Raw genomic sequence first — 12,876 nt, 5'->3', positions numbered from 1 at the left:
ATGTTTTTAATAAGTTAGTTTGGTGTTAAAAGCCTAAAAATAGGAGGGAGATATCGTAAAAGGATTTTGCAACAAAAAAGTTACAAACAAAGAAGGATATTAAATCCTTCTCTTAAGGGTTAAAAGTTTAACCAATATGATTTTATTTCTAACAATTTCGATAATAACCGTTCTACCATTATCGGATTTCAATAAAGAGGTCAATTCATTTAGCCCAAAAGCATCTACGCCTTTAAAATTAACAGAGAGGATTTCGTCATTGACTTTAAACCCTGCTTTTTCTCCTTGTGAGCCAACTTCAATCCGACTGATAATGTACCTTGGGTATTCATCATTTTGTACATAGATCTCCAGGCCAGACATGTCATGTTCAAACGGGCTTCCATAAAAATCGTTTTTACTAAGGTACATGGCATGGTCCTGATAGTCAAAAGTGACATGGAAGTTCTTCAAAATCTCCGCTCCCAAATTTCCATTTCTATCTTTCTGTCTTGTTTTTGCGGCAACTTCGTTGTAATTCGGAAAATTGGTAAGTACATTTTTGATGTTAAAGGAGCCAAGTTTTAAGGAACTGACCCTGCTGATACTTCCACTGATTTCTCCGCTTAACCCAACCCCCAGGTTACCCGGGATATTGGGATCTGGTATCGGGAACAGCGCATCTTTATATCTCTCTAAAGACAGGGCATGGCTGGCACCACAATCTATGATCAGTTTTGCTTGGATCTCGCCTAAGTTGGGCGATGTTAATACCGTATTAATGTAGGGCTTGTTCTCTAAAAACTCAAGATTAAGTTTTGATCCCTCATCCGCTTTCTTGTTTCTGGAAGCCTGAAATTTATCCGATTGGTATAATAGTTTATCTTTACGATAAAACTGTTGAAAAAGTAATAGCCAATCAGGCCATAGATTTTTACACCTAGATAGCCAGACAGATTAAAAACGTCTTCTTTTAGAATAACCGTGGGCATATTGGCCATGCTTGCCTCGCCAACTCTTACAGAAGGCTCTTTAGAAAAAAAAGCATTGATTTCATTACCGGGGCCAACGCCGTTAATTTTGATAGGTCTAATCTCTTTGATATTTAAACTATCAACTAAAGCAACATCTGTAATGATCAGCGGATCAACTCCAGTATCCAATAAGAAGTTAAAGGGCCCCTTACCATTGATAAATAGAGGGATAATAATAAGATTTTTTACTTTATTAAATGTGAGTACATCTTTTTTTAGGCCATTGCCAAATGTAAATTTTTGCCCATAGCTCTGCCCTGAAAAGCATAGCTGCAGGCCAATGAGCGTAACAATGAAAATGATAAACGGAGGTTTTATTTGGTTAATCCGATATTTCATAAAACTAAATTAATAAATTAGGGCGCACATTTTTATTATTAATGAATTTATAAATGCAAAAACGGATCTTAGGTAAGATAAACGGAACGATTTATTTAATACTGATTTTAGCTTCATGTCTTTCTGCTTGTGTACCCAATAGGATTCTAAGAAATAAAGTGCAGCAGGAATTTAAAAACTCCCAGCTCATCAAACAATACCAGGTTGGATTTGCATTATATGACAAAGACAAAAAGGAAATGATCTTTCAAAAAGATGCCGACAAGTATTTTACACCTGCATCTAATACGAAGCTTTATACCTTTTATGCCGGGTTAAAAATCATCCCCGATTCGATTCCCTCATTGAGGTATGTTGAAAGACAAGATTCGCTGATATTTTGGGGAACAGGCGATCTTTCTTTCTTACAGACCCAGTTGAAAGGCACAAAGGCTTTCGATTTTTTGAAAAATACAACGAAGAAACTATTTTTTGCGCCAGGAAGATATACAGGCAGCTTTTATGGAAGTGGCTGGCAATGGGACGACTATAATGACTATTACCAACCAGAAATCAACGAACTGCCTTTAATGGATAATGTGGTTTTGGTGAGCGCAACAAAAGAAGGGAAAATGCAGATTTTTCCGGCCATGTTTAACACCTGTTTTGTAAAGGACAGCACCGAAAAAACAAAACCATTTAAAGTAGTGAGAGATTTTAACAGCAATGCATTTCATTACCCACAAAGCAACATCCCTGCAAAATATGCGCAACAAATCCCATATAAAATCAGCCTGGCTACTACATTAGACCTATTGGCCGATACTTTAAAGAAAAGTGTAGAGGTGGTTAACATGAAAATGCCGGCCAATGCAAAAACCATTTACAATTTAAAGAGCGATTCTGTTTTTAAACAGATGCTTTTGCCTAGTGATAACTTTATTGCAGAGCAATTGCTGTTGGTTTACGCAGATAAATTGGGCGAAGAGATGAACACAGCAAAGGTGATCAATCGGATCAATACCCAATACCTTGCAACCTTGCCCGATAAACCTAAATGGGTAGATGGCTCAGGCCTTTCGAGAGGGAATCTTTTTACGCCCAGAGATATGGTAGCCTTGTTAGAACTGATCTATAAAGAGGTAAACAATCAACAAAGATTGTTCGATATGCTGCCAGCAGGCGGTAAAACAGGCACCTTGAAAAGTGCTTATCCCAAAACAGACAACCCTTTTGTTTTTGGTAAAACAGGAAGTTTATCCAATAACCATAACCAAAGCGGGTATGTGGTGACCAAAAAAGGAAGGACGTTGATCTTTTCATTTATGAACAACAATTTTGTGTTGCCAACAGCAGACATCAGGAAAGAAATGGTAAGAATAATGACCTATATCCATGATAATTTTTAAGATGAAAAAAATAATATTATCCATCGTATTGGTGTTCGTTTTGCAACAAGTAACAGTTGCGCAAGAACAGCTTGTTTATCAAAGCAAAAACTTGCCAAAACCAGATACAACCTGGGTTTTTAAACCCAAAAGCTATAAAAAAGCCGAAAAGCTTCCGGTTATTTTTTTACTGCACGGTTACAGTGGCAATTATAAACAATGGCATACGATCATGGATGCCCAGAAATATGCAGACGAATATAATTTTATCATTGTTTGCCCAGATGGGCTGTTTAGCAGCTGGTACCTGAATAGTCCAGTTAAGCCAGACTGGCAATTTGAGAATTTCTTCTTTGACGAATTATATCCTGATATCAAAAAGAAATACAGTGTTGACGAACAGCATATTTTTATCAGTGGCCTGAGCATGGGCGGACATGGTGCATTTTACTTATTTATTAAAAGACCTGAGCTGTTTAGCAGCGCGGGCAGCACAAGCGGAGGCATAAAGCTATCTGATGGTTTTGGGAAATTTGGCTTGGGTCGATCTGTTGGGCAATCCTCCGGCAAATGATCCACTATGGGAGAAATTCTCTGTCTACTCAAATATCGATAAACTGAAAGGTAACCCTAAACCAATTATATTCGATTGCGGCGCTGATGATTTCTTTTATCAGTCGAACAATCAATTGAAACAAAAATGTGATTCATTAAAACTTAACGCTACTTATATTTCTCAACCCGGAAGCCATAATAAAGCTTATTGGGCAAAATCCATTAAACAACAGTTTGAATTCTTTAAAAAGCAGCTCGTAAAATGAAATTAAAAAACCTACTCTTCGTATCTACTTTAGCCCTGATCAGTTTTAATGCTTGTAAAAAAAGTGATAATGAACCCACACCAGACCCACCGGTTGTAACACCTGTAACTTATGTGCCAGACAATAGTTTTAAGATCGTGGCCTATATGCCAAGCTATAAAGATCCAGAAACGGTAGACATCAGTAAGTACAAGATGATCACACATTTGTTCTACGCTTTTTTAAACCCTAGCACAACTGCAGATGGGTCTTTGCTGGCCCTATCTCAACCCACACGCTTTGAAGTGGTAAAACAAAGGGCCAAAAGCAATAATGTTAAATTCGGGATTTCTGTTTCGGGGGCATCAGATATTTTTGTAAATATTGCCAAATCGGCTACAGCGCGTACCACATTTGTAAACAATATTGTAAACTTTGCCAAAAACAACAATTTGGATGGTGTAGATATGGATTGGGAATACCCAAGTACAACCAATGGGTCTGCCGATAACTTTGTACTGTTGATGAAGGAACTTTCGGAAGCTTTACATAAGAACAACAAGTTTTTAAGTGCAGCTGTTACACCCGCTGTTTACGCTGGAGGAATAAGAGATGGAGTTAAACCAGAGGTTTTCCCCGCCATCGATTTTTTCAATATCATGCAATATGATGGTCCTGGATATGATACAGCAGAACCTTTAAACCATGCTTCAATGAAAATGACGGATGCGAGCTTGAATATCTGGTTAAACACAAAAGGATTGCCAAAAGTAAAAGCCGTTTTGGGTATACCTTTGTATGGAGAAAATGCTGCAGGATCTTCTAAAGGCTATAGAGACATTGAGGCTGCCCCAGGTGTTGATCTTAATGGCAACATTGCAACAGTTGCAGGCGTAGAATATGGTTTTAATGGAATCAACATTGTAAAACAAAAGGCGCAAGTTGCAAAAGAAAGGGCCAATGGATCATGTTTTGGGAGTTTTCGCACGATTCTAATTCTTCAAAATCACTGATCAGAGCAGCGAACGACCAATTAGGTAGAGCTTACTAATGCAAAGACAATCCAAATTTGATCAGCTTGATGGTCCATTTTCCGCTAGCATAAAGATTGATGGACTTGACTATCTCTATTTTGGAGGAACAGCTTATTTAGGTATTCCGCAAGACCAGCAGTTTATTCAATATTACCTAGAGGGGATAAAGAAATTTGGACTGAACAACGGGACAAGCAGAACCAATAATGTGCAGCTGGGCATTTATGATCGGGCAGAAGAATTTGCAGCGGAGCATTTTGGAGCGGAAGCAGCTTTAATTACCTCAAGTGGCTATTTGGCCGCTCAGCTCGTTGTAAAACAGTTATCAAATTTTGGAGAAGTCCGTTATGCGCCTGCTACACATCCAGCTTTGTGGCTTGATGAAAACCCAAAAATTGAAGGTACATTCACAGATTGGGCCAACCAGCTCGTGGATGAAATAAATACGAGCGAAAACAACAAATGGGTCATCATCAGCAATTCGATGAACAACCTGTTTCCTGAGATTTACGATTTCTCTTTTACTCAAAAGATCAAAAAGGATAAACAACTTGTTTTAATTGTAGACGATTCGCATGGAATTGGCGTCAATAACAATGGATTGGGTGCTTATGCAAAAATTGAACAAAGCGAAAATGTAGCTGCAGTGGTGGTTGCATCGATGGCCAAGGCTTTGGGTGTAGATGCAGGATTGATATTGGGCCCACTCGAATTGATCAAGCAACTGAAACAAACTGAAGAGTTTTTTGGCGCATCACCCCCCTCTGCCGCAGGCCTATTTGCCTTTATGAACGCCAAAGATATCTATGCTTCTGCGCTACAAAAATTGAAAGAAAATATGCTTTTGATATCAAATGCTTTGGCAAACAATCAAGCTTGGCATTTTATTGAAGGTTTTCCGGTTTTTTATTCCAAAAATGCTGAACTTAGCCACGATTTAATACAAAAACAGATACTGGTCTCTTCATTTCCTTATCCGGATAAGAACGGGCCCATAATAAACAGGATTGTATTGAGTAGCTGGCACGATAAAAACGATATAACTAAATTGATTCTAGCGATATAAAACCATGTTGGAGTGCCATTGAACCGCCACAAGGTCAGGGTTTTACTGTCAAAAAACAAATAATATATTCCAAATGAAAAACTTTATACTGATCTTTTTAATGGTGCTGTTTGGACAACAGACCGTAAATGCGCAAAAAACATTAAAAGTATGGGTGGTTAGACATGCCGAAAAACTAACGGACGACCCGAAGGATAAAGACCCAGACTTATCTCCGGAAGGAAAAGCAAGGGCCGAAGCACTTAAAGAATATTTAGGAGGTCAGAAGATCGACTCTATCTTTTCTACCAATTACAAAAGAACAAAGTTGACCGGATATCCATTGGCAGATAAGGTAGGAATTTCAATCAAAACGTACAATCCGGCCCAGCAAAATGCATTGGCCAAACAATTAATGGAAAATGCCAAAGGAAAAAAGATCTTGATCATTGGGCATTCCAACACCGTTCAGGAAATTGTGGAAGCTTTTGGTGCAAAGAAACCAGTAAAAGACCTTACTGATGATGATTACGATTATATCTTCACGGTTACCATCAAAGGAGACAAAGCAGAAGTAAAAGTAGATAGATTTGGTGCGGCACACCACTCAAAAGAATAGATACATTTAATGGAACAACGATCAACAAGCATCTATACCCTTCAATTTGGCCTTGTTTGTTTAAGTTCCTTCCTTTTCTCGGCAAGTTTTAACATGCTTATCCCAGAATTGCCAGCTTACTTAACTGGTTTAGGAGGGGCACAATACAAAGGGCTGATCATCGCCCTTTTTACGTTAACGGCAGGTTTGTCCAGACCCTTTAGTGGCAAGTTGACAGATACCATTGGTCGTGTGCCTGTAATGGCCGTGGGCTCATTGGTCTGCTTTGTATGCGGGTTTCTATATCCAATACTCACCTCTGTAGCTGGGTTTTTATTTTTAAGGTTGTTACATGGCTTTTCAACCGGGTTTAAACCTACTGCTACCTCGGCTTATGTGGCCGATCTGGTGCCTTCAGACCGTTGGGGCGAAGCGATGGGCATCCACGGCATTTGTTTCAGTACAGGTTTGGCCATTGGCCCCGCAATTGGCAGTGAAATTACAGCACACTTTTCTATCGATATCTTATTTTACTGTTCTTCTCTTTTTGCGCTACTTTCTATTGTGATATTGGCTAATATGAAAGAAACATTGCCGAACAAACAAAAATTTAACCTAAGCCACTTAAAGATCAAAAAAGAAGACATCATCGAGTGGCAGGTAATGCCAGCGGCCTTGATCGTTTTGTGGAGTTACATCAGCTATGGCGTCATTTTAACCGTAATCTCAGATTGGAGCCAACATTTAGGTACGGGCAATAAGGGTTTGTTCTTTATGGTCTTTACCTTATCGTCTTTATTGATCCGCTTTGTAGCGGGGAAAGTATCAGACCGTTATGGAAGAACCACGATCATCAAAATTTCTTTATGGTTGTTAATGGTTTCCTTGCTTGGGATAGCCTTTGCCAACTCCTCCTTTATCTTGATGGTAGCTTCTGCTGTTTATGGTATAGCTTCGGGCATGCTTTCGCCAAGTGTTACGGCATGGACCATAGACCTTAGCAAACCTGGACACAGAGGTAAGGCGGTAGCCACGATGTATATTTTTATGGAGGTTGGCATTGGTGCCGGAGCACTTTTGGCAGGAAGTCTGTTTATCGAGGATGTAACAAAAATCCCGAGTATTTTTTACATCTGTACAGGATCACACTAATGGCTTGGCTTTATCTACAGTTTATCTATAAGGCGAAAAAAGAAATCAAAACGCTATAGTTTTTCGAATGGGATATCCATGAGTTCATAATCCTGCCAGCCATTAAAATCGAAATGCCACCATTCATTATAGATCACCTTAAATCCATTGGCCTGCATGGTTGCGATTAAAAAATCTCGATTTTTGATGATCGATGCCGGAAGTTTTTCGAAATGGGGTGCTGCTTCTGGCGCAAAACTATCGTAAGGTGTAGGCATAGGCACATCTTTACCAGTTTTAAGGTCGATGATGGTTAAATCTACAGCACAGCCACGGTTATGCTTAGAACCCTTTGCTGGGTTGGCCACAAAATTTTTATCACTTGCTTTTTGGTAAAAGGCAACGGTAATGGCATAAGGCCTATAGGCATCAAATATCTTTAGGCCATATCCCTTTTTGTTTAAAATGGCTTGAATCTTTTTCAACTGCTCAACTACAGGTTTTCGGGCAAAAGCACGGGGCTGTTTGTACATTACCTGTTGCATAAAGTTGTTTTTGGTAGCGTAACGGATATCTAGTACAACCGAAGGGATGGCTTTTTTAATTTCGATCAGCTCATTTTTGGGATTGACTTTGTAATCGGTTTTATATGCGTTATAATCGCTCACAATGGTCAGTCCGTAAGGATTTTGATTATTTTTTTGTGCACAGGCACTTAAGCAAGTACCCCATAAAATAAGGAGGATAATATTCTTCATCTGCTGTTTATTGATTAGAAACCACCAGTAACTCCAGGATCCTTGAAAGGAAGATTGTACATGTTGGCCAAATCTTTATTTGTTAAATGTCCTTGATAGCAATACAAAGCCTCTCTTATGCCCGGTCTTTTCCATACCATGTTCATTAGGCCGCCCATGTCGCCAATATCCACTAGGATTGGGGCAAATATGTTGGTTAGGGCATAAGAGGCCGTACGCGGCACCCTAGAGGCAATGTTCGGCACACAATAGTGGATGACATCATGTTTGATAAATACAGGGTCCTTATGGTTGGTTACTTCAGAAGTTTCGAAACAGCCGCCTTGGTCGATACTAACATCAACTACTACAGAATGTGGCTTCATTTTCGCCACAGTTTCTTCCATCACCAAACAAGGGCTGCGGCCATGTTCAGAACGGATGGCGCCAATTACAACATCACAAGTAGTAATGGCCTTTGCCAAAACAATGGGCTGCATGACCGAGGTAAAAACACGGCTACCTAGGTTATTCTGTAATCGCCTTAACCTGAAGATTGAGCTGTCAAAAACCTTCACCTCCGCACCTAGCGATAAAGCCGTACGGGCGGCATATTCGCCTACCGTTCCGGCACCGAGGATTACGATTTCTGTAGGAGGAACACCTGTAAATCCACCCAGCATTAAACCTTTTCCGCCAAAAGCACTACTCAAGTATTCTGCAGCGATAAAAATAGAGGCTGCGCCAACAATTTCGCCCATGGCACGGACTACACTTAAGATATTCCCCTCATCACGAAGGTTTTCAAAGCATAAAGCATTGATCTTTTTATGGAGGATGGCTTTTAGGTAAGAATCTTTTAAGGTGCCGATTTGCAAGGCAGAAATAAGCGTTTGTCCTTTGTGCATCAATCCAATCTCTTCTAAAGTTGGAGGAGCGATCTTTACGATAATATCTGCAGCATACACATCTTTCTTGCTAAAAGAAATCTGGGCGCCTTGTTCGCTATAGTCTTTGTCGGTAAAATTTGCACCCACACCAGCACCCGATTCAATCACTACCTTATGGCCATTGTTGATCAAAAGTGCCACAGAAAGTGGGGTCAGTGCAATCCTACACTCTTGAAAGGAAATCTCTTTAGGAATACCAATGTATAAACTATTGCTTTTTTTATTGGTTTCTAGCGTTTCCTCTTGGGTCTGCATTAAACCTCTTTGAGCAATTGCCGCCATGCCTTCGCGAAATCCTGTAGCCATGATATTGAAATGTATTTATTTTAGGTGTTTGAAGTTACGGATTTTCTACGAATACCTAAACATTAAAATGTCAATAAACGATGCATGTTAATTAGACACAAGGCTAAAAGAGAATGTTCTTTGTGTATTTCCGGTGATGGTGATGGCCACTTTGATGTACTGTTCGGGCAATAATTCCTCCACCTTTTGCGGCCACTCTACCAAGCAATATTCACCACTATAAAAATACTCTTCATAGCCAATGTCAAAAGCTTCCTGAAGATTCTTTAACCGATAAAAATCGAAATGATAAACTAATCCCGCTGGGCTTTGGTATTCATTTACAATAGAGAATGTCGGACTGCTTACAATATCTTCAACACCTAGTGTGGCACAAAAAGCCTTGATAAAAGTTGTTTTGCCAGCAGCCATTTCGCCTTCAAAAACAAAAAATCTATTCCCGTTGGCAAAACTTAATAGTTGTGCAGCAACCGAATCTAGTTCGGTAAGGTTGTTAATGGTGAGGTTCATTGGTACAAAGATAGGATCGTTTAACAACGAAACCATGCATATTTTAAATTTATCCGCTAAGAAATGTAGCCTTACCTTCTTAGCGGATAATGTGAGCTATTTCGAGCTATAGGTTGCAATCGGGATGATCATCTCTTCTAAAGAATCCACCGTGCTGAAAAGTTTCATTATAATAATTTACAAACTGGTTGTAATTGTTTTGGTAAACAAAATAACGGTCTTCTTTTGCAAAGATGTAGTTAGAACTGATGTTTATTTTCGGCAACTGCGCCTCATGTGGGTTTTTGATCAAGAAAACCTCTTTTGCATTATAATTTAGGTTTCTTCCTTGTTTATAACGGAGATTGGTATTGGTATTTCTATCTCCAATTACCTTGCTTGCATGTTTTACCCTAATGGTACCATGATCGGTAGTAATGATCACTTTTACCCTCTTTTGAGAGATTTTCTTCAACAGATCTAATAAAGGAGAATGTTCAAACCACGATAGGGTCAACGAGCGATAAGCGGCGTCGTCATTTGCCAGTTCGCGGATCATCTGCATATCGGTACGGGCATGCGAAAGCATATCCACAAAGTTGTATACAATGGCATTGAACTCATTGTCCATTAAGTTGCTTACCTTATCGGTCAGTTCTTTCCCTTGGTCAAAAGTTAAGATCTTGTGGTAGCTAAACTTGCAATCTTTACGTAAGCTGCGTTTGATCTGGTCGGCCAAAAAAGCCTCCTCGTGTAGGTTTTTACCACCATCATCGTCGTCATTCTGCCAAAGTGAAGGAAAACGTCTTTCCATTTCCAAAGGCATCAGGCCAGAAAAAATAGAATTACGGGCATATTGTGTAGCCGTTGGTAGGATACTCGAATAGGTATCTTCTTCATCTAACCTAAAATACTCGCTGATCAAAGGATTGATCATCTTCCATTGGTCGTAACGCAGGTTGTCGATCAAAATAAAAAATACGGGTGTATTGCTGTTGATCAAAGGGAAAACTTTCTTTTTGAGCAGTTCGTTAGACAATAAAGGTGCAGTGGCCTTATTGCTCAACCAATCTAGGTAATGGTCTTCAATAAATTTAGAAAACTGCATGTTGGCCTCAGATTTTTGCATGGTCAGGATTTCATGCATCTGCGGGTCATCCAATTTCTCAAGTTCAAGTTCCCAAAAAACAAGCTTTTTATATACTTCAACCCATTCTTCGTAGCTTAACTTATCGTTTAAGGTCATGCCCAAACGTCTAAAATCTTGTTGGTAGGCAGAAGATGTCCTTTCGCTAACCAAACGCTTGTTGTCGATAATCTTTTTAATGGTCAATAAAACCTGTTTAGGATTAACGGGTTTGATCAGATAGTCATCAATTTTCGAACCGATGGCATCTTCCATCAGGTTTTCTTCCTCACTTTTGGTGATCAATACCACAGGCACATCAGAACGTAGGTTTTTAATGGCCGATAACGTTTCGAGGCCACTCATGCCTGGCATGTTTTCATCCAAAAAGACAAGGTCAAAATGTTCTTTCTCAAAGGCTTCGAGCGCATCATTACCATTGGTAAATGTGGTTACATGATAGCCTTTTTCATTTAATAATAATATGTGTGGTTTTAATAAGTCAATCTCATCGTCGGCCCATAAAATTTTGGTGTCCTGCATTATATATACTTTTTATGTAAATTAAAAGGTTAAAAAGCGTTAGTCTTTTTTACTATCGATAAAAATAGCAATTTTTGTACCGTATAATTTATTTTTAAGAATTGAACAAAAAGAAAATCATAAATGATCCTGTTTATGGGTTCATTACCATTCCTTCTGCATTGGTCTACGACCTGATTTCGCACCCTTATTTTCAAAGGCTACGGTACATTAAGCAGTTGGGAATGACGCATTTGGTATATCCAGGCGCTTTGCATACGCGTTTTCACCATGCTATTGGAGCCATGCACCTGATGAGTTTGGCCTTAGAGGTACTTAGAAATAAAGGACATGAAATCAGTGCAGCAGAAGAAGAAGCCGCAACCATAGCAATTTTGCTACATGACATTGGCCATGGTCCTTTTTCGCATGCACTAGAGCATACTTTGGTTAATGGGATCAGGCATGAAGACATTTCGATGTTGATGATGGACAAACTGAATGAGGAGTTCGAGGGTCGTTTAACATCGGCAATCAATATCTTTAAAGGTAATTATCACCGAAACTTCTTTTGCCAGTTAATTTCTGGTCAATTGGACCTAGATAGAATGGATTACCTTAATCGAGATAGTTTTTTTACAGGCGTTAGCGAAGGTGTGATCAGCTTCGATAGGATCATCAAGATGTTCAATGTAGTAGACGATCAACTGGTAATCGAAGAAAAAGGAATCTATTCGATAGAAAAATTCCTGATTGCCAGAAGATTGATGTACTGGCAGGTGTACCTGCATAAAACGGTTATCGCAGCCGAACAATTATTGGTCAAGATATTGGAAAGGGCAAAAGAACTGGCTTCAAATGGGGCAAAGTTATTTGCAACGCCGGCTTTGCAGCATTTTTTACAAAATGACATTACCGAGCTTAACTTTTTTGAAGACGAAAACCACCTGCTCCAGTTTTCAAAACTGGACGATCAGGATATTTATGCAGCGATCAAGGTTTGGGAAAATGACGAAGACCTGATCTTAGCAAAACTCTGTAAGATGCTGAATGCGAGAAAGCTGTACAAGGTAGAGATCAGCAATGCCGAACCATCAGCAGATCGCATAGAACGATTGGCTGAGCAAACGGCACTTGCTCTTAATTTAGATGAGGATGATGTGGCCTATTTTGTATTTACTGATACCATAAGAAACCGTGCCTACAATGCCGGAAATAGTAACATTAATATCTTAATGAAGAATAATGAGTTGGTAGATATTGCAAAAGCATCAGATTTGTCTAACTTAGAATCTTTAGATAAAACAGTAAAAAAACATATATTATGTTATACAAGAGACATTTAGCATTTTTTAACAAAATTTTTAACATTTAACTGCGTTGAGTGTCTTAATCTTGTAACTAATACGCTAATTAACT

12 protein-coding genes and 2 pseudogenes are annotated in these 12,876 nt (G+C 39.2%); 8 read left to right on the top strand and 6 right to left on the bottom strand.

Annotation, left to right across the window (positions count from 1 at the left end; translation table 11 throughout):
• Positions 1-99: 99 nt before the first annotated feature.
• Positions 100-468 carry a PDZ domain-containing protein gene (locus ACFJIZ_RS16965; RefSeq protein WP_379086670.1) on the bottom strand — a complete coding sequence of 123 codons (369 nt, stop codon included), beginning with the start codon at positions 466-468 and terminating at the stop codon, positions 100-102.
• A gap of 76 nt (positions 469-544) precedes the next feature.
• On the opposite strand from ACFJIZ_RS16965, the gene ACFJIZ_RS16960 reads away from it, so the two are divergent.
• Positions 545-766: a hypothetical protein gene (locus tag ACFJIZ_RS16960; protein ID WP_379086667.1), complete on the top strand. Its 222-nt coding sequence runs from the start codon at positions 545-547 to the stop codon at positions 764-766.
• Between the two features lie 10 nt (positions 767-776).
• Here the strand turns inward: ACFJIZ_RS16960 and ACFJIZ_RS16955 are convergent, their stop codons facing one another.
• The gene (locus ACFJIZ_RS16955) at positions 777-1,352 is read right to left on the bottom strand and encodes a retropepsin-like aspartic protease (RefSeq protein WP_379086664.1); all 576 of its coding nucleotides are present in this window, start codon (positions 1,350-1,352) and stop codon (positions 777-779) included.
• Between the two features lie 53 nt (positions 1,353-1,405).
• Between ACFJIZ_RS16955 and ACFJIZ_RS16950 the strand changes: the two genes are divergently transcribed.
• The 6 genes from ACFJIZ_RS16950 (at position 1,406) to ACFJIZ_RS16925 (ending at position 7,348) form a co-directional block, all read left to right on the top strand.
• Positions 1,406-2,740 (top strand): D-alanyl-D-alanine carboxypeptidase/D-alanyl-D-alanine-endopeptidase, encoded by a 1,335-nt coding sequence (locus ACFJIZ_RS16950; RefSeq protein WP_379086661.1) that lies wholly within the window; start codon positions 1,406-1,408, stop codon positions 2,738-2,740.
• 1 nt (position 2,741) lies between these two features.
• Positions 2,742-3,293: an alpha/beta hydrolase gene (locus ACFJIZ_RS16945; protein WP_379086658.1), complete on the top strand. Its 552-nt coding sequence runs from the start codon at positions 2,742-2,744 to the stop codon at positions 3,291-3,293.
• Positions 3,294-3,536: 243 nt separating this feature from the next.
• Positions 3,537-4,532, top strand: a complete 996-nt coding sequence (locus ACFJIZ_RS16940; RefSeq protein ID WP_379086655.1) for a glycoside hydrolase family 18 protein — start codon at positions 3,537-3,539, stop codon at positions 4,530-4,532.
• Between the two features lie 37 nt (positions 4,533-4,569).
• The gene (locus tag ACFJIZ_RS16935; RefSeq protein ID WP_379086652.1) at positions 4,570-5,619 is read left to right on the top strand and encodes an aminotransferase class I/II-fold pyridoxal phosphate-dependent enzyme; all 1,050 of its coding nucleotides are present in this window, start codon (positions 4,570-4,572) and stop codon (positions 5,617-5,619) included.
• Between the two features lie 73 nt (positions 5,620-5,692).
• A complete protein-coding gene (locus ACFJIZ_RS16930; RefSeq protein ID WP_379086649.1) occupies positions 5,693-6,217 on the top strand; it encodes a phosphoglycerate mutase family protein in 525 nt (174 codons plus the stop codon).
• 9 nt (positions 6,218-6,226) lie between these two features.
• The gene (locus ACFJIZ_RS16925) at positions 6,227-7,348 is read left to right on the top strand and encodes an MFS transporter (protein WP_379086646.1); all 1,122 of its coding nucleotides are present in this window, start codon (positions 6,227-6,229) and stop codon (positions 7,346-7,348) included.
• Positions 7,349-7,401: 53 nt separating this feature from the next.
• On the opposite strand, the gene ACFJIZ_RS16920 is transcribed toward ACFJIZ_RS16925, so the two are convergent.
• The 4 genes and pseudogenes from ACFJIZ_RS16920 to ACFJIZ_RS16905 form a co-directional block, all read right to left on the bottom strand.
• Positions 7,402-8,085, bottom strand: coding sequence for a M15 family metallopeptidase (locus tag ACFJIZ_RS16920; protein WP_379086643.1), 684 nt, complete (start codon positions 8,083-8,085; stop codon positions 7,402-7,404).
• A 7-nt stretch (positions 8,086-8,092) separates the two neighbouring features.
• Positions 8,093-9,320 (bottom strand): annotated as a pseudogene (locus tag ACFJIZ_RS16915) (alanine dehydrogenase).
• 87 nt (positions 9,321-9,407) lie between these two features.
• Positions 9,408-9,866 (bottom strand): tRNA (adenosine(37)-N6)-threonylcarbamoyltransferase complex ATPase subunit type 1 TsaE, encoded by a 459-nt coding sequence (gene tsaE, locus ACFJIZ_RS16910; RefSeq protein WP_379086639.1) that lies wholly within the window; start codon positions 9,864-9,866, stop codon positions 9,408-9,410.
• A gap of 60 nt (positions 9,867-9,926) precedes the next feature.
• Positions 9,927-11,478: pseudogene (locus ACFJIZ_RS16905) on the bottom strand (PglZ domain-containing protein).
• 101 nt (positions 11,479-11,579) lie between these two features.
• Here ACFJIZ_RS16905 and ACFJIZ_RS16900 point away from each other — a divergent pair.
• The gene (locus tag ACFJIZ_RS16900; RefSeq protein WP_379086636.1) at positions 11,580-12,803 is read left to right on the top strand and encodes an HD domain-containing protein; all 1,224 of its coding nucleotides are present in this window, start codon (positions 11,580-11,582) and stop codon (positions 12,801-12,803) included.
• The last annotated feature ends 73 nt before the right edge of the window (positions 12,804-12,876 follow it).

The organism is Pedobacter sp. UC225_65 (genome assembly GCF_042698365.1).
Classification (GTDB): Bacteria; Bacteroidota; Bacteroidia; order Sphingobacteriales; family Sphingobacteriaceae; genus Pedobacter.
This window is presented reverse-complemented; position numbering and strand designations above follow the sequence as displayed.